This window comes from Empedobacter sp. UBA3239 (genome assembly GCF_002362875.1).
In the GTDB taxonomy this organism is placed as follows: domain Bacteria; phylum Bacteroidota; class Bacteroidia; order Flavobacteriales; family Weeksellaceae; genus Empedobacter; species Empedobacter falsenii_B.
Window position 1 is genome coordinate 19,565 of the sequence record NZ_DEVJ01000052.1, and the last position, 16,286, is coordinate 35,850.

Here is a 16,286-nt window from a genome sequence, read left to right on the forward strand (position 1 = left end):
AAACTATTTGTACATTTGCAGAACAATAACAGTTGATAACAATGGCATTAACAGAACAACAATTAGATTCGATTGGAGAAAAATTGGTTGAAAAATTCAAAACAGTTTACGATCCTGAGATTCCAGTTGATATATATGAATTGGGATTGGTTTACGATGCACAGGTGAATGCAGATGGTGAAGTAAAAGTTACCATGACCCTTACATCTCCAAACTGTCCTGTGGCTGAAAGTTTACCTGTAGAGGTAGAACAGCGCGTAGAAGAGATAGAATATGTAACGAAATGTTATGTAGAAATTACGTTCGATCCACCTTGGGATAGAGATATGATGAGCGAAGAAGCAAAATTCGAATTAGGAATGTTATAACTTAACATTCCTAATTTTTTTTGTATCTTAATCCAACAAATTCAAAACACTAAAATTTATGGGATATTTAGGCGTGATCGTTTTTCTTGGAATTATTTTCCTTTTTTTATTCGTCTTTACAGTAAAACAACAAACTTCAGTTGTAATCGAGCGTTTCGGGAAATTTAATAGTATTCGTAATCCAGGATTGCAATTCAAAATTCCGATTGTTGACAGAATTGCTGGAAAAATGTCTCTTAAAATTCAACAATTAGATGTTGTTGTCGAAACGAAGACAAAAGATGATGTATTTGTTCGATTGAAAGTTTCTGTTCAATATCAAGTCATCAAAACTCAAGTTTATGATGCATTTTACAAATTAGATAATCCTTATACACAAATAACTTCTTTCGTTTTTGATGTTGTTCGAGCTGAGGTTCCAAAACTTCGTTTGGATGATGTTTTCGAGAAGAAAGATGACATAGCAGTTGCTGTAAAAAGTGAATTGCAGGAAGCAATGAATTCGTATGGATATGAAATTGTTAAAACATTAGTTACAGATATTGATCCAGATGAGCAAGTAAAACATGCGATGAATCGTATTAATGCTGCCGAACGTGAAAAATTAGCAGCGCAATATGAAGGTGATGCTGCACGTATTTTGATTGTAGAAAAAGCAAGAGCGGAAGCAGAATCGAAGCGTTTGCAAGGACAAGGTATTGCGGATCAACGTCGTGAAATTGCAAAAGGTTTATTGGAATCTGTTGATGTGTTAAATGGAGCGGGAATTACGTCGCAAGAGGCTTCTGCGCTTATTGTAGTAACACAACATTATGATACCTTGCAAGCTATTGGAGAGAAATCTGGAAGCAAGTTAGTTTTATTACCAAATTCGCCAACTGCCGCTTCGGAAATGCTGAATACAATGGTTACTTCGTTTACAGCAGCACATGAATTGAATGAGCATCAAATAACAAAAGAAGACAATCCAACTCAACGAAAAAATAAACCAAGTCAAGGTGATTCGTTTACTTTTCCAGAACATCCTTAGAAAATTTTTTTAATGACAATTAACGATTTAAATAATCAATTTATAAGAATTGACGATTTTAATACGAATTATATCTCTTTAAATTTTGAGAATATTAATTATCGTTTTGATTTTCTTGGTAAAAAGGAAGCTTTCTTAAAAGAAAAAAATGAATGTAAGTTATTGTTGTTTTCTGATCATCCATTATTAATTGATTACAATGAAAGTTTTTTAGAAATTTTCTTAAATTCAAAACCACAAAACATAGATTTTTTTCTAGAAAATATAGAGAGGATTATTCATAATAGAGTTCTAGGCTTTCGAAAATTAAAAGATTATTTAAACAAATCAAATTTAGATTTTGAAACTTTTTTAAAGAATATAAATGAAGGAAATGGTAAATTTCTAAATGCTCCATTTTCAATAATTAATGAGATAGAGAAATTTTTTATTGAAAATAACATCAAATTTAAAACTTTTGGAGAGCCGAAAAAGTTTGAAAATCAGCTATTAATTTTAGATAATCAATATGTTATTGCAACTGAATTTAAACTAAAATAAAACAAAAGCCACTTCATCGAAGTGGCTTTCTAATATCTCAATACTTATATCTAAAATCTAAGTCTATCCAACTTGAACACCGTTTGGCGTTTCTTCTTCTGGATTTACAAATGTTAATTTTCCGTCTGCTTTATCAGCGAATAATAACATTCCGTTCGATTCGATTCCACGAATTTTACGAGGTACTAAATTAGCTAAAACCATCGCTTGTTTTCCTACGATTTCTTCTAACGTAAAATGTTCTGCAATACCAGAAACAATTGTACGAACGTCCATTCCTGTATCAACTTTTAGTTCGAATAATTTGTCTGCTTTTTCAACTTTTTTCGCTTCTAAAATAGTTCCGATACGGATATCCATTTTTTGGAAATCATCAAAAGAAATCAATTCTTTTTGAGGCTCTGCGTTTGGATTTGTCATATTATTTTTGACTTTACTTTCGTTTAATTTATTGATTTGTGCTTCGATTGCTTCGTCCTCAATTTTTGCAAAAATTAATTCAGACTGTCCCAATCGATGTCCAGCTTTTACAAATTCGTCAGTTGATTCTAAATCATCCCAACTCATTTTTTCTACGTTCATCATTGCTAATATTTTCTCAGAAGCGAATGGAATAAATGGTTCTCCTAATTGTCCTAATGCAGCAGCAATTTGCGTCGAAGCATACATAATTCCTTTTACAGCTTCTGGATCATCACCTTTTTTCCAAGGTTCTTTCGCTTGTAAAAATTGATTCCCAAGACGAGCTAAATTCATATATTCTGTTAAAGCAGCACGGAATTCATACTTTTCTAAATGATCACCAATGCGTTTTGCAAAATATTTGATTTCAGTTAATTCTTCAAATTCAATTGTTTTTGCAGGAACAATTCCTTCGTAATATTTGTGAGAAAGAACCATTACGCGGTTGATAAAGTTTCCTAAAATTCCAACTAATTCAGAATTATTTTTAGTTTGGAAATCTTTCCACGTAAAGTTATTGTCTTTATTTTCAGGCATATTCGCCGTCAACACATAACGTAATGTATCTTGTTGATTTGGAAAATCTTCTAAATATTCGTGTGCCCAAACTGCCCAATTACGAGAAGTTGATATTTTATCATCTTCTAAATTCAAGAATTCGTTTGCAGGAACATTGTCTGGCATAATGTAATCGCCATGCGCTTTCATCATAGTTGGGAAAATGATACAGTGGAAAACGATATTGTCCTTTCCGATGAAATGAACCAATTTCGTTTCTTCATTTTGCCAATAATCTTTCCAATTTTTACCGTTTTTCTCTGCCCATTCTTGCGTGAAAGAAATATAACCAATTGGCGCATCGAACCAAACATACATTACTTTTCCTTCAGCACCTTCAACTGGAACAGGAATTCCCCAGTTCAAATCGCGTGTCATTGCACGAGGTTTCAAACCATCGTCTAACCAAGATTTTACTTGACCATAAACACTCGATTTCCAATCATTTTTGTGACCTTCTAAAATCCATTTTGATAAGAAATCTTGGTACTGATCTAATGGCAAATACCAGTTTTTTGTTTCTTTTCTGATTGGTGTATTTCCAGATAAAGCAGAACGAGGGTTAATCAATTCTTCTGGACTTAATGTTGATCCACATTTTTCACATTGATCTCCGTAAGCATCTGTGTTTCCACATTTCGGACATTCACCACGAATGTATCGATCCGCTAAAAATTCGTGTGCATCTTCATCGTAAAATTGTTCCGTAACATCTTCTGTAAACTTGTTGTTATCATACAAAGTTTTGAAGAAATCTTGAGCAACTTCTCTATGTTTATCTGATGTTGTACGAGAATAAATATCGAACGTTACACCAAAATTAGCCAATGTATTTTTGATATTTTCGTGGTAACGATCAACAATATCTTGAGGCGTAACGCCTTCTTTTTTGGCACGAATTGTAATTGGAATACCATGTTCGTCAGAACCTCCAATAAATGCTACATCTTTTCCTTTTCTTCGTAAAAAACGCGCATAAATATCAGAAGGAACGTAAACACCTGCCATATGACCAATGTGCAATGGACCGTTAGCATAAGGTAAAGCCGCTGTAATTGTATATCTTTTTGGTTGACTCATTTGCTTAAAATCTATAAGCGACAAAGATACGATTTGTTGTTTGTTTTGTTAAAACCTTTTTCTAATTTTATAAGGTTAATCAATTGATGGAGGAATGAATATTAGGAAAGAGGAGAAAAGCGATTATGAACAAGTTTTTAAATTGATTGAAAAGGTATTTGAAAATGAATAATATAGCGATCATCGTGAACAATTTTTAGTAGAACGATTACGAAATTCTGATAGTTTTGTTCCTGATTTGTCTATTGTTTTTGAAATGAATGGACTTATTATTGGTTATATTTTATTGACAAAGATTAAAATTAATCATTCAGACTTTTTTTACGATTCTTTAGAGCTCGCTAATGTAGGGGTTTTACCTAATTATCAGGGAAATGGAATTGGTGGTCATTTAATAGAATTTGCGCATAAGAAAGCGAGAGAATTAGGTTTTGAATCTGTCATTTTATTAGGTCATCCAACTTATTATCCTAAATTTGGTTATAGAAAAGCATCTGACTTTGATATTCAGTTACCTTTTGATGTTCCAGATGAAAATTGTATGGCAATTGAGTTGGTTGAAGATGCGCTGAAAAATATAAATGGAATGGTAGAATATCCGAAAGAATTCTATCAATAATTAAAATATTTCTTATGGAAGAAAACGCTGTTATAACGCCAGATGAGGTGGTAACGGATACAATTACGAACTTATTTACGTATGCTAATTATTTTTTGGTTGCAGCGCTTGTAGTGTTGTTAACGTATATGACGATTCGAGATTTTAAGAAAAAACAACGTGAAAAGAAATTGGCACAAGAACACGTGAAGCATACAACAATCAGTTTGATAACGAAGAGGAAAAAGAAGAATTATAAATCATAAAAATAGCCATTCAAATTTGAGTGGCTATTTTGTTTATATCAATTTAATTATTGACCTTCTTCTTTAGGAATTTCATAGTTTTCGCCTACGCTTTCACTACCACTTCCTTCGATAATTGGACCTGGATCATACATTTCATCATATTGATGGAATCCGTATGTATTTGAACAATCCCAGTGTTTTTCAATGTCCTTAGGTTTGTCAAATTTATCTCCAGCTGTTACGCCAAACTTTCCTCCTTCTTTGTAAACGCCTTGCATATAATAAGCCCAAATAGGTAAAGCTGTATTGGCTCCTTGTCCTGTGGCTGTACTTGCAAAGTGAGCAAATCGGTCTTCTGCACCAACCCAAACTCCAGTAACTAAATTTGGTGTTAATCCCATAAACCAACCATCAGAGTTTTCGTTTGTTGTACCTGTTTTACCAGCAACTTCTGCTGTGATGTTATATCTATTTCTAAGACGCGAACCAGAACCTCTTTCTACAACACCTTTCATCAAATCAATCATAGTGTACGCTACGTTTTCATTAACAACTTCTCGTGTTTGAGGTGTATAATCTTTGATAACTTTTCCTTGTTTATCTTCTATTCTTAAGATTAATTGCGGTTTAATGTAAATACCACCATTTGCAAAAGCACTCATCGCACCAACCATTTCATACAAAGATAAATCGGCAGAACCTAATGCAATTGTAGGATCTTTTACGATAGGAGATTCAACTCCAAGGTCACGAGCCATTTGAATTACAGGTTCTGTACCTGTTTGCATAATCAAACGAGCAGCGACAATATTTGTTGAATAAGCTAATGCAGTTCTTAAATCTTGAGATCCACCATATTTACCATTAGCATTTCGAGGAGACCAATTTCCTGGTATTCTCTCATTAGAAACAGTATGACAAGGTGTTAATCCTAATTGGTTAATCGCTGTTGCATAAACAAACGGTTTGAACGTAGAACCTACCTGACGGCGCGCTTGTTTTACGTGGTCAAATTTGAAATAATTCCAATCGATTCCTCCAACCCAAGCTTTGATTGTTCCATCTTTTGGATCCATTGACATCAAACCAGCTTGTAAAATATGTTTGTGATATTCGATTGAATCCATCAATGTTTTCCCTTTTTTGTACTGAATTCCGTTCCATGTAAAGAACTGAACAGAGTCGCGAGGTGTATTGAAAACAGTTTCGATTTCAGCTTCAGATTTTCCTTCGGCTTTCATCTTTTTATACAAATCTGTACGAGCCATTGCTTGCTTAAAGATTTGTGTTCTTTTTGCAGCAGAAATATTATAAAATGGTGCTAAACTACGTCCACGTTGCTCTCCAAAGAATTGATCTTGTAAAACTTTTAATTGTTTTTTAACCGCTTCTTCAGCTAAATTTTGCATTCTTGAGTCTAACGTTACATAGATTTTTAAACCATCTTTTTCAAGGTTATATGATTTTCCTGTTTCTTTCTCATAATCAACCATCCATTGTTGAATTTCCTTTCTCAAAGCAGATTTGAAATATGCTGAATGTGATTCATCATGCTGCATAATATCTTGTTTATCTGTAACCAATGGTGTAGCTTTTGCAGCTTCCCCTTCAGCTTGAGAAATTTTGTTGTATTTCATCATTTGATCTAATACAAGATTTCTTTTTTCTGTAGATAATGCAGGATTTTTTACAGGGTTGAATTTTACAGGATTTTGAAACATTGAAACCAATGTTGCAGCTTCATCTAAGTTTAATTCTTTTGTTGTTTTGTTGAAATAAACTTTAGAAGCAGATTCAATACCTTTTGCACCATAGATAAAGTCAAACTTATTGAAGTACATCGCAATGATTTCTTCTTTTGTATACAATTTTTCTAATTGAACAGATGTTACCCATTCTTTTAGTTTTTGTAAACCACGTTTCACTTTATTAGAAGAAGGATCTTTTGTATACAACTGTTTTGCTAACTGCTGTGTAATTGTAGATCCACCTCCTGAATCACCTCCTGAAGATATAGCACGGAAAGCAGCTTTAATATCTACACCTGAATGATCAAAGAAACGAACGTCCTCTTTTGCTAACAATGCATCAACTAAATGTGGTGGTAAATCTTTGTAATCGACTGGTGTTCTGCGTTCTGCTTCGAAACGATCTAACAAAACACCATCAGAAGAAATAATTTCTGATGAAACATAAATATCAGGATTTTCTAAATCACGTACATTGGGAATTTCACCTAACCATCCGTTAGATGTCGCCCAAAAGATTCCGAAAATTCCTAATACGGCACAAAAAAACAGTACCCAAATGGTAACGATTATTTTTTTGGCTAATGAAAAGCTATTGAACTTCTTTTTTGCTTTAGAAGTTGCGCTTGTTTTAGGATTTTTATTGTTTTCCATTCTGTATTATTCAGCTTTATCAACAATCAAACTAATGTCTTCGATTCCTTTCAAATTCTTTGTTCGCATACCTTGCCAAACTTTTAGTTGATAGCGACCAGAGTCTTTTATTGGTAAATTTTCGCGATAAACCAACATCATTTCTTTTGTTGTCATTCCTTTACCAATCCAGCTTCCATCAGGATTTGCAATGTAATACTGTAAGGTATCAATCATTTCATTTCCTTTAGGATCGATGAATTTCGTGAACAAATATAAGTTACTATATTCATACGACGTATTATTTCTTAACACAAATCCAATGTTAACAGCCGAAGGTTTAGGATCTTTTACATCAAACGTAAAGGTTTGAGGCTGATTACTCTTCCATTCGTCTTTCACATCTTTTGTGTCTTGATAATAATGTTTAGCCTCGCAACTAAACAATAAAAAGACTAAAATAAAAAGCAAACTACTGTTGCGTATCATCTGGTTTTGGCCCACGATTAAATCTTTTTTTATTTCGATTCTTCGATTTATTTGGATTCGGTTGAGAATTATTTGCTTGATTCTCGTCCTTAGTTTTCGGTTTTTGTTCAGCATTTTGATTATTTTGCTGAGGTTGTTTTTTTGGTTGTTGAGTTGACTGATTAGCCTGATTTGTTTGATTATTTTGTTGGCTATTATTGCTCGGATTATTCGGTTTTCGCTTTTGTTGATTGCGATTGCGATTATTTCCTTGCGGCTTTTGCTGATCAGTATTTGGTTGAGCTTGTTGCTCTTTCGCCTGAGTTGGCTGTTGCTTCTCTTTTGGCTGATTTTGTTGTTGCTGATTCTGATTAGGATTCGAATTTTTGTTCGGTCTATTTTGATTATTCTTTTTAGACTGATTTGGATTCTTTCCTTGTTTATTTTCAAGACGATTCGCCTTATCTTTCGCTTCGTTAGGCTGTTTTTGTTTTGCCTTCTGAGGTTTTAGATTATTAGCATTCGCCGCAACTTTTTCGTTTCCAGAATTTTGATTATTCTTAATTCTTTTACGTTTTTTGTTCTGTTTTTCTTTACGTTCAAAACGTTCTAAAGAATCTTCACCAATTACATCTGTAAAATCTGGTTTCGATTCCTCTACATTTTTAGCTAAATCTTCTAAAGGTTCAGTTTTTAGACCTTTTGCAGTAATTGCTAAAAACTCTTGAATATCGTCTACCGAAAATTTGTACCAAACAATTCCTCCTTTATCATAAGCGAACCACATTTCTTTCTTGAAAACATCTATTTTAACACAATGTGCCCAACCTTTTTCAGTTTCGAAACGGCTTTCCATTGATGGAAAACTATTTAATGCATCTAAATATGAATCTAATTCAAAATTTAAACAACATTTTAATTTACCACATTGTCCAGCTAACTTTTGCGAGTTAATTGACAATTGTTGATAACGTGCCGCAGCAGTGCTCACAGAGCGGAAATCTGTTAACCAAGTAGAACAACATAATTCGCGTCCACAAGATCCAATTCCACCAACTTTTGCTGCTTCTTGACGATATCCGATTTGTTTCATTTCAATTCTTACGCCAAATTTCCCAGCGTATTCTTTGATTAGTTGTCTGAAATCGACACGTCCTTCTGCTGTATAATAAAATGTTACTTTCGCTCCATCTCCTTGGTACTCAACATCACAAATTTTCATTTCCAAATTAAGGTTTTTCGCCATAATTCGAGAATCAACCATTGTTTGTTTTTCTCTATCACGAAACTCTACCCAAGTTTCTATATCTTTTTGGTTCGCTTTGCGATAAACCTTCTTGACATCTTCCGCAGTCCACGAAAGATTCTTCTTTTTCATTTGGATTCTAACAAGCTCACCCGTAAGTGTAACAACCCCAATATCATGACCGGGCGTTCCTTCAACAGCGATTACATCGCCAATATTTAGAGATATGTTGTTTTCGTTTTTATAATAAAACTTTCGATCGTTTTTGAAACGAACTTCCACAAAATTGAACTTTTCTTGTCCATTTGGAAGTTGCATATTCGATAACCAATCAAAAACTGATAATTTTCCACAACCATCAGTGCCACAAGCACCATTATTGTTACATCCTTTCGGAAGGCCATTAGAAGTTCCACAAGATCCACATCCCATGCTTCTATAATTTTTTTAAATGACAACACAAAGGTATGAAAATATTTTTCTGAATTTGTGAAATCATTTCGGTTATGAAATTGATTTTAAATTGAATCAAAAACTTCTGAAAATGAATAGGTTTGATCTAATCTGATACCTTTTTCTGTTAATTTCAATGTAGCCAATTCGTTGACATGATCGTGTTCAAAAAACAAAATATATTCATTTTCGACTGCTTTTTGTAAAAACGTTCCTTTTTCTTCAACTGTTATTAAAGGTCGTGTATCAAACCCAATGACATAAATTAACGGGATGTGTCCTACAGTTGGGATTAAATCTGCGATATAAACTATTTTTTTGCCTTTGTATGTAATAATTGGCAACATTTGTTTTTCGGTATGTCCATCCACAAATAAAATATCAAAACCAAGTGGAGAATTTTCTAAAATTGATCCATTTTGAGGCAAATCAATCAAATTAAGTTGTCCACTTTCTTGTAGAGGTAAAATATTTTCTTTTAGGAAAGATGCTTTTTCGCGAGGATTTGGATTTACTGCCCAATCCCAATGATTCGCATTCGACCAAAATTTTGCGTTTTTGAATGAAGCTTCTAAATAATTTTTCTCTTTGTTGTATTGAATTGCTCCTCCACAATGATCAAAATGTAAATGCGTCAAGAAAACATCTGTAATATCATCGCGATGAAATCCATGTTTGGCTAAAGAATTATCCAAAGTTGCATCGCCCCATAAATAATAAAAACCAAAGAATTTTGCATCTTGTTTAGTTCCGATTCCAGTATCAATCAATATTAATCGTTCGCCATCTTCGATTAATAGACATCTCATCGCAAGATCAATTAAATTTCTATCATCAGCAGGATTTGTTTTATTCCAAATCGATTTTGGTACAATTCCGAACATGGCACCGCCATCTAATTTAAAATTTCCTGTTTCTATTGTATATAATTTCATTTTTGTGTGATTTTATTTTGTTGAATTTTCGTTTTACGAAGATAAAAAATAGAATATTATTTAAAATAAATATCTATTATAGAATTGAACGACTTAAATTTGCAAAAATTTTGATACAATGGCAAAAGAAGTTCGTGTAAGATTTGCGCCAAGTCCAACAGGTGCGTTACACATCGGAGGAGTCCGTACTGCGTTATACAATTATCTTTTCGCAAAACATAATAACGGAAAATTCTTATTAAGAATTGAAGATACAGACCAAACACGTTATGTGGAAGGTGCTGAACAATATATTATCGATTCGTTGAAATGGTTAGGCTTAACTCCTGATGAAGGTGTTGGTTTTGGTGGAGATTTAGGTTCTTATCGTCAATCAGAGCGTAAAGAAATCTACAAACAATATGTAGACGAATTATTAGCTTCAGGAAATGCATATTATGCGTTTGATACGGCAGACGAATTAGATGCTGCACGTGCAAAAGCAGAAGAAAATAAAGAAACATTTATTTATAACTGGTCGACAAGAGGAAAATTGAAAAACTCATTGTCAATGACGGAAGCTGAAACAAAAGCCTTAATTGAGAATGGAACCCCATATGTGATTCGTTTCAAAATTGATGATTCGCGTACAGTTTTATTGGATGATATGATTCGTGGAAAAATCACGATTGATGCATCAACTTTAGATGATAAAGTTTTGTTTAAATCTGATGGAATGCCAACGTATCACTTAGCCAATATTGTGGACGATCATTTGATGGGAATTTCTCACGTAATTCGTGGAGAAGAATGGTTACCATCAATGGCTTTACATGAATTATTGTATGATGCATTTGGTTGGGAAGCACCTCGTTTCGCACATTTACCATTAATCTTAAAACCAGAAGGAAAAGGAAAATTAAGTAAACGTGATGGAGACAAACACGGATTTCCAGTTTTCCCAATGGAATGGAAAACAGAAGAAGGAATTGCAAAAGGATATAAACAAGAAGGTTATTTCCCAGATGCAGTATTGAATATGTTGGCTTTATTAGGATGGAATTCTGGAACAGATCAAGAGATTTTTACAATGGAAGAATTGATTCAATTATTTTCATTAGAAAAAGTTTCAAAATCGGGTGCACGTTTTTCTCCGGAAAAAGCAACTTGGTTCAATCATCAATATTTACAACAAAAATCTGTTGAAGAATTATTACCATCTTTCGAAGAAGTTTTAAAAGAAAATGGAATCGAAGCGAATCCAGCTTTAGATGCAAAAGTGGTTGAATTGTTAAAAGAAAGAGCAAACTTTGTAAAAGATATTTACGAACAAGGTCAATTCTTTTATATAGCTCCTTCTACTTACGATGAAAAAGCAGCTAAAAAAGCTTGGAAAGATGATTCTAAAGAGATTTTAGGAAAATTTGTTGAAGTTTTAAATTCATCAGAATTTACTTCAGAAGTTTTACACGATGCAATGGCAGAATTTGTTACAACGCAAGAAATTGGATTTGGAAAAATCGGAATGCCTTTACGTCTTAGTTTAGTTGGTGCTTTACAAGGACCAGATGTTCCTGTAATTATGGCAACTTTAGGAAAAGAGGAAACGATTGCACGTATCAACAAAGCGATTGAAGTTTTAGGATAAAATTATTTCTATCATAAATAAAAAAGCCATTTGCAATGCAAATGGCTTTTCTGTTATAAATTGATTTTGACTTCGTCTAATTGATTAAGTTCTTCTTGAGAGAATATTCGATAATTGACTTTAAATGTTTTGCCAAGCGGAACTTCTAACGAAAAACCTCCTGCGCCAATCGCATCAATAACATCTAATTCGAAATGAGCATGTTTCCAATATTCGAACAAATCTTTGTCAATCCAAAATTCAACTCCATCAATTTCTCCAATGCAAACATCTTTGTATCGAAGATAAAATTCTCCTTTTCTGAAACATTGCGGTTGCGTTCCTTCACAGCAACCTCCTGCTTGATAAAGCATTAAATCGCCATGTTTTGCTTTTAATTCATTCAATAAATTAATCGCTTTTTCTGTTGCATCAACACGTTTCATTTTTTGAGATTTTTAATTAATTATTGATTTAGAAGAAACCTAATTTCTTTTTGCTGTAAGAAACTAACATGTTTTTAGTTTGACGATAATGATCTAACATCATTTTGTGGTTTTCACGTCCGATACCAGATTGTTTATAACCTCCGAAAGGCGCTCCAGCAGGATAACTATGATATTGATTAACCCAAACACGACCAGCCTGAATAGCACGTGGAACTTGGTACAATTGATGTGCATCACGCGTCCAAACACCAGCTCCTAAGCCATAAATAGTGTCATTAGAAAGCTCAATAGCTTCTGCTTCATCTTTGAAAGTTGTCACAGCTAACACAGGTCCAAAAATCTCTTCTTGGAAGATACGCATCTTGTTATTTCCTTTAAATAAAGTTGGTTTGATGTAATAACCTGTTTCGCATTCACCTTGTAAATGATTAGCGTCACCACCAGTTAAAACTTCTGCACCTTCTTCTTTTCCTAATTTAATATAACTTAAAATTTTGTCATACTGAATTTGAGAAGCTTGCGCACCAATCATTGTTTCAGGATCAAGAGGATTTCCTGCTTTAATCATATTTACACGTTCTACAACTCGCGCAATAAACTTATCATAAATAGATTCTTGAATCAATAATCGCGAAGGACACGTACAAATTTCACCTTGATTTAAAGCAAATAATACAGCTCCTTCAATCGCTTTGTCTAAGAAATCATCATCATGATCCATTACAGATTCGAAGAATACGTTTGGCGATTTTCCACCTAATTCTAACGTAACTGGAATAATATTTTCTGTTGCATATTGCATCACGAAACGTCCTGTAGCTGTAGATCCTGTAAACGCAGCTTTCGATACTTTAGGATTTGTCACCAATGCGCGACCTAATTCTCCACCAAAACCATTTACAATGTTAACAACTCCTGGAGGTAATAAATCTCCAATTAATTCGAATAAATATAAAATCGAGATAGGAGTAGATTCAGCAGGTTTTAAAACCACACAGTTTCCAGCAGCCAAAGCTGGAGCTAATTTCCAAACCGCCATCAAAATTGGGAAGTTCCAAGGAATAATTTGCGCAACAACACCAATTGGCTCGTGGATAATAATTGAAACTGTATCTTTATCTAATTCGTTGATAGAACCTTCCTCAGCACGAATTACCGAAGCAAAATATCTGAAATGATCGATTGCTAAAGGAATATCAGCATTCAATGTTTCACGAACTGGTTTTCCGTTATCGTAGGTTTCTACAGCCGCAACATTTTGTAGATTTTCTTCGATTCTATCTGCAATTTTATTCAAAATAATGCTTCGTTGTGTTGGCGAAGTTTGACTCCAACTTTTGAAAGCTTCGTGAGCAGCATCTACCGCTTTTGCTAAATCTTCTTCTGAAGAATGCGCAGCTTTTGTAAAAACTTTTCCAGTAAGTGGTGTTACAACATCAAAGTATTTTCCGTTTGTAGGTGGCGTAAATTGACCATTGATGTAATTGTCATAATGATCTTTGAATGTAGGTACATTAACTAAGTTTCCCATTTTATTAAAATTTTTGTGAATTGAATTTTTTCTAATTTATTCAAATTTGTTCAATAATTATGTTTAAAAAAAGTTAATTCTATTTGGTATAAAATTTGTACATTTGGCATCCGTCAATTATTTATTTATGGGGCTGACTGGTTTTGACAGCAAGGCCAATGGGTAAGTAAGCATGTAGTGATAGGTTGTGTACTCACTTTAATCAGGCACTTCAACTTTTTAACTGGCAACGAAGAGTACGCTTTAGCTGCATAATTCTGAATTTTAGTAAGAATTCGCCACGTCTATACAAGGTATAGAAGCTGAATGTTCCTCAAAAGCCTTGACTTACGGCGTTTGATAAAGGAACACGGGAAAGTAAGAATAGAAACCTTAGTGCATCGGATAGGTTTCGAGATTTTAGATGATAAGCGAATGACAGAGTGTTTGTTCTCAGGATTTCGTCGAAAATTAAGAATAGACTAAACATGTAGAAAGCTTATTTGTTGCTTGTTTGGACGCGGGTTCGAATCCCGCCAGCTCCACAAATCTCCTTTAAAAAGTTTTAAAGGAGGTTTTTTTATTAAGAAAACTAAGGTTCCCAAATAATACGTGTCATCACATCAAGGTTGGTTCCGGTATGTTTGGTGATAGGAACTCCAGTAACCAAACCAATCATTAAATTGTGTTGAATAGCCAATCTAATTTGAGGTCTAAAAGTATAATGAAATCCATCGTGGTCAATATCCATATTATTTTCAAGTCCAATAAAGTTTTTCGAATTTGGTAAAACATACATCATACTTGCATTTATAGTTGCTCCAACATCTACTTTTTGCTCTTTATAATGATGTTCAAAAATAGGACCTGTATAGATTAACGTGTTGAAATTTTTAAAATTCTTTGCTCCAATAAAAACAGGATTCATTTTCATACCCGTAAATACAGAGCCTTGATGTCCTATTTTTTTTTAAATTATTGAATTTAAATTCATGAACATAAGCTACTGCCAAAGACATTTTTCGTTTCTCATTTACTAAGAAAGTATATTGAGTTGCTAATTTTAAACCTTCAATTTTATTGTTTGGAACATAAATAGAACCATCGCTATCAGCGCTTTTGTGATTAAAAGAAAAAGGTACTTCAACCTCCAATCCTAAACGATCTGCAACAGTCCATTCATACTCAACAAAACCATTATATTCATTATATCCTTTTTTCGAGGCAACTCCAAATCCTACATTTATCTCAGCTTCTCCTTTTCTTGCTCCCAGATCACGCATCAAATCTGTATTCAAAGGTTCTGCATGTTCAATTTTAGGTTTTAATGTTTTTTGTTGAGGTTGAATGGTGATAATTGAATCATTTTTTGTCTGCGCGTTAGTTGAAATTGTGATTAAAACTGTTGTCAATATTTTAAGAAAAATTTCATTTGTTTATTATTTTGAGGCAAAGGACAAAGAAGATTTAGGATGAAATTAGGAATTGAAGTTTTACCGCTTTAAAAATCTAACCTATTAAATTTTGAAGTTTTTTGATACTTATCATTTTAAGAATAATAAAAACTATCTTATCTTAGTCGGTGAATTAACACCACATTTAAGACAATCAAACAATTATGAGTTCCTACGAATATTATAACTTTCCGATACAGTTGATAAACGGTTTTTTAGATGATTCTAAAAAAGTTTTGATTGATATTTCACATTATTGTATTTATAGAGTTTTTATAGATAATTTCGAGAAATATTCGGGTTCTTTTACAGGTTATCAGAAGGCTTGTGATGATTTTGGAATCGAATTTAAAAATGTTGCAGCAGCTTATCAAAATGGTAAAGATTTGTATGAAGCAACAATAGATAAAAGTCCGATGGTTGGAATGACTTCTGAAATGTATTGGGATTATATGACCAATGAAAAATCTGAATTTGAAAAGGTTTTACTGCTTGGAGATCTTGCTTTTAAAAGCATTTTAGGTGCAAAATCATATATAAAATTGGATAATAAATATTGGTTTAGCCGAATGAATGGTTCTGTAAAATCAATTGCGAAAGAAGAAATTTCTCCAAAACTTCAACGTTATTTGAACGAATATCAAACCAAAAAAATTAAGAATCAATTAATTGCTGGTTGGGGATTAGCTTCATATTCAAGATATAATCGCGGATTTTATGTGAGTTATAAAATGACATTAGATGATTTGGCTTATCATGCAGAAAAGATTAGAAAATCTACTCAAGATAAAAAAATCAAAAATGATGTAAAATCAGCTCACGAAAAAGCATTAGAGAGATTGGAAAAAGAAGGAAAAATTAATTAAGATTTATTTTTTACGACACTATCTCACAAACTGT

The 16,286-nt window shown here is 33.2% G+C and carries 15 protein-coding genes, 1 other RNA gene and 1 pseudogene; 8 read left to right on the forward strand and 9 right to left on the reverse strand.

Annotated elements, in window-relative coordinates; genetic code table 11:
- The first annotated feature begins 41 nt into the window (after positions 1 to 41).
- Genes B4G36_RS07565 through B4G36_RS07575 form a run of 3 tightly spaced genes read left to right on the forward strand, consistent with a single transcriptional unit; the run spans position 42 to position 1,938 of the window.
- Positions 42 to 368 (forward strand): iron-sulfur cluster assembly protein, encoded by a 327-nt coding sequence (locus tag B4G36_RS07565; RefSeq protein WP_280038109.1) that lies wholly within the window; start codon positions 42 to 44, stop codon positions 366 to 368.
- A 58-nt stretch (positions 369 to 426) separates the two neighbouring features.
- Positions 427 to 1,398 (forward strand): SPFH domain-containing protein, encoded by a 972-nt coding sequence (locus B4G36_RS07570; protein ID WP_291052265.1) that lies wholly within the window; start codon positions 427 to 429, stop codon positions 1,396 to 1,398.
- 12 nt (positions 1,399 to 1,410) lie between these two features.
- The gene (locus tag B4G36_RS07575; protein ID WP_291052268.1) at positions 1,411 to 1,938 is read left to right on the forward strand and encodes a hypothetical protein; all 528 of its coding nucleotides are present in this window, start codon (positions 1,411 to 1,413) and stop codon (positions 1,936 to 1,938) included.
- A gap of 63 nt (positions 1,939 to 2,001) precedes the next feature.
- Here B4G36_RS07575 and metG read toward each other — a convergent pair whose 3' ends face one another.
- On the reverse strand, positions 2,002 to 4,038 hold the full coding sequence (gene metG, locus B4G36_RS07580; RefSeq protein ID WP_291063110.1) for a methionine--tRNA ligase: 2,037 nt from the start codon (positions 4,036 to 4,038) through the stop codon (positions 2,002 to 2,004).
- A 226-nt stretch (positions 4,039 to 4,264) separates the two neighbouring features.
- Between metG and B4G36_RS07585 the strand changes: the two are divergent.
- Together B4G36_RS07585 and B4G36_RS07590 are read left to right on the forward strand one after the other, a co-directional pair.
- Positions 4,265 to 4,657: pseudogene (locus tag B4G36_RS07585) on the forward strand (GNAT family N-acetyltransferase); the annotation flags it as partial.
- Positions 4,658 to 4,671: 14 nt separating this feature from the next.
- A complete protein-coding gene (locus tag B4G36_RS07590; protein ID WP_291063112.1) occupies positions 4,672 to 4,902 on the forward strand; it encodes a hypothetical protein in 231 nt (76 codons plus the stop codon).
- Between the two features lie 47 nt (positions 4,903 to 4,949).
- On the opposite strand, the gene B4G36_RS07595 is transcribed toward B4G36_RS07590, so the two are convergent.
- From B4G36_RS07595 to B4G36_RS07610, 4 genes are all read right to left on the reverse strand, one after another.
- Positions 4,950 to 7,286: a penicillin-binding protein 1A gene (locus B4G36_RS07595; protein WP_291063114.1), complete on the reverse strand. Its 2,337-nt coding sequence runs from the start codon at positions 7,284 to 7,286 to the stop codon at positions 4,950 to 4,952.
- Between the two features lie 6 nt (positions 7,287 to 7,292).
- A complete protein-coding gene (locus tag B4G36_RS07600; protein WP_084106949.1) occupies positions 7,293 to 7,754 on the reverse strand; it encodes a gliding motility lipoprotein GldH in 462 nt (153 codons plus the stop codon).
- Positions 7,738 to 9,411: a PSP1 domain-containing protein gene (locus B4G36_RS07605; protein ID WP_291063116.1), complete on the reverse strand. Its 1,674-nt coding sequence runs from the start codon at positions 9,409 to 9,411 to the stop codon at positions 7,738 to 7,740. Before B4G36_RS07605 ends, B4G36_RS07600 begins: the two co-directional genes overlap by 17 nt.
- Before the next feature lie 86 nt (positions 9,412 to 9,497).
- Positions 9,498 to 10,367, reverse strand: a complete 870-nt coding sequence (locus B4G36_RS07610) for an MBL fold metallo-hydrolase (protein ID WP_291063118.1) — start codon at positions 10,365 to 10,367, stop codon at positions 9,498 to 9,500.
- A gap of 118 nt (positions 10,368 to 10,485) precedes the next feature.
- Between B4G36_RS07610 and gltX the strand changes: the two genes are divergently transcribed.
- Entirely contained in the window at positions 10,486 to 11,994 is a 1,509-nt protein-coding gene (gene gltX, locus B4G36_RS07615; RefSeq protein ID WP_291063120.1) for a glutamate--tRNA ligase, read from the forward strand.
- Positions 11,995 to 12,047: 53 nt separating this feature from the next.
- Here the strand turns inward: gltX and B4G36_RS07620 are convergent, their stop codons facing one another.
- Both B4G36_RS07620 and B4G36_RS07625 read right to left on the reverse strand, forming a co-directional pair.
- Positions 12,048 to 12,419 carry a DUF779 domain-containing protein gene (locus B4G36_RS07620; RefSeq protein WP_180905490.1) on the reverse strand — a complete coding sequence of 124 codons (372 nt, stop codon included), beginning with the start codon at positions 12,417 to 12,419 and terminating at the stop codon, positions 12,048 to 12,050.
- Between the two features lie 28 nt (positions 12,420 to 12,447).
- Entirely contained in the window at positions 12,448 to 13,953 is a 1,506-nt protein-coding gene (locus tag B4G36_RS07625; protein WP_291063122.1) for an aldehyde dehydrogenase family protein, read from the reverse strand.
- Positions 13,954 to 14,082: 129 nt separating this feature from the next.
- Here B4G36_RS07625 and ssrA point away from each other — a divergent pair.
- Positions 14,083 to 14,480, forward strand: a transfer-messenger RNA (tmRNA) gene (gene ssrA, locus B4G36_RS07630).
- Positions 14,481 to 14,524: 44 nt separating this feature from the next.
- On the opposite strand, the gene B4G36_RS07635 is transcribed toward ssrA, so the two are convergent.
- Together B4G36_RS07635 and B4G36_RS07640 are read right to left on the reverse strand one after the other, a co-directional pair.
- Positions 14,525 to 14,860, reverse strand: coding sequence for an HAEPLYID family protein (locus B4G36_RS07635; RefSeq protein ID WP_291063124.1), 336 nt, complete (start codon positions 14,858 to 14,860; stop codon positions 14,525 to 14,527).
- Complete coding sequence (locus tag B4G36_RS07640) at positions 14,826 to 15,344, reverse strand: HAEPLYID family protein (protein ID WP_291063126.1); 519 nt, start codon at positions 15,342 to 15,344, stop codon at positions 14,826 to 14,828. The genes B4G36_RS07635 and B4G36_RS07640 overlap by 35 nt, the downstream gene beginning before the upstream one ends.
- A gap of 206 nt (positions 15,345 to 15,550) precedes the next feature.
- Here B4G36_RS07640 and B4G36_RS07645 point away from each other — a divergent pair, with 206 nt between their 5' ends.
- Positions 15,551 to 16,252, forward strand: coding sequence for a hypothetical protein (locus B4G36_RS07645; protein ID WP_221854735.1), 702 nt, complete (start codon positions 15,551 to 15,553; stop codon positions 16,250 to 16,252).
- Positions 16,253 to 16,286 lie beyond the last annotated feature (34 nt).

What these genes read in the sequence shown, in the direction of transcription:
- B4G36_RS07565 (WP_280038109.1), top strand. Translation starts at nt 42, where the DNA reads ATGGCATTAACAGAACAACAATTAGATTCGATTGGAGAAAAATTGGTT.
- B4G36_RS07570 (WP_291052265.1), top strand. Translation starts at nt 427, where the DNA reads ATGGGATATTTAGGCGTGATCGTTTTTCTTGGAATTATTTTCCTTTTT.
- B4G36_RS07575 (WP_291052268.1), top strand. Translation starts at nt 1,411, where the DNA reads ATGACAATTAACGATTTAAATAATCAATTTATAAGAATTGACGATTTT.
- metG (WP_291063110.1), bottom strand. Translation starts at nt 4,038, where the DNA reads ATGAGTCAACCAAAAAGATATACAATTACAGCGGCTTTACCTTATGCT.
- B4G36_RS07590 (WP_291063112.1), top strand. Translation starts at nt 4,672, where the DNA reads ATGGAAGAAAACGCTGTTATAACGCCAGATGAGGTGGTAACGGATACA.
- B4G36_RS07595 (WP_291063114.1), bottom strand. Translation starts at nt 7,286, where the DNA reads ATGGAAAACAATAAAAATCCTAAAACAAGCGCAACTTCTAAAGCAAAA.
- B4G36_RS07600 (WP_084106949.1), bottom strand. Translation starts at nt 7,754, where the DNA reads ATGATACGCAACAGTAGTTTGCTTTTTATTTTAGTCTTTTTATTGTTT.
- B4G36_RS07605 (WP_291063116.1), bottom strand. Translation starts at nt 9,411, where the DNA reads ATGGGATGTGGATCTTGTGGAACTTCTAATGGCCTTCCGAAAGGATGT.
- B4G36_RS07610 (WP_291063118.1), bottom strand. Translation starts at nt 10,367, where the DNA reads ATGAAATTATATACAATAGAAACAGGAAATTTTAAATTAGATGGCGGT.
- gltX (WP_291063120.1), top strand. Translation starts at nt 10,486, where the DNA reads ATGGCAAAAGAAGTTCGTGTAAGATTTGCGCCAAGTCCAACAGGTGCG.
- B4G36_RS07620 (WP_180905490.1), bottom strand. Translation starts at nt 12,419, where the DNA reads ATGAAACGTGTTGATGCAACAGAAAAAGCGATTAATTTATTGAATGAA.
- B4G36_RS07625 (WP_291063122.1), bottom strand. Translation starts at nt 13,953, where the DNA reads ATGGGAAACTTAGTTAATGTACCTACATTCAAAGATCATTATGACAAT.
- B4G36_RS07635 (WP_291063124.1), bottom strand. Translation starts at nt 14,860, where the DNA reads ATGAATCCTGTTTTTATTGGAGCAAAGAATTTTAAAAATTTCAACACG.
- B4G36_RS07645 (WP_221854735.1), top strand. Translation starts at nt 15,551, where the DNA reads ATGAGTTCCTACGAATATTATAACTTTCCGATACAGTTGATAAACGGT.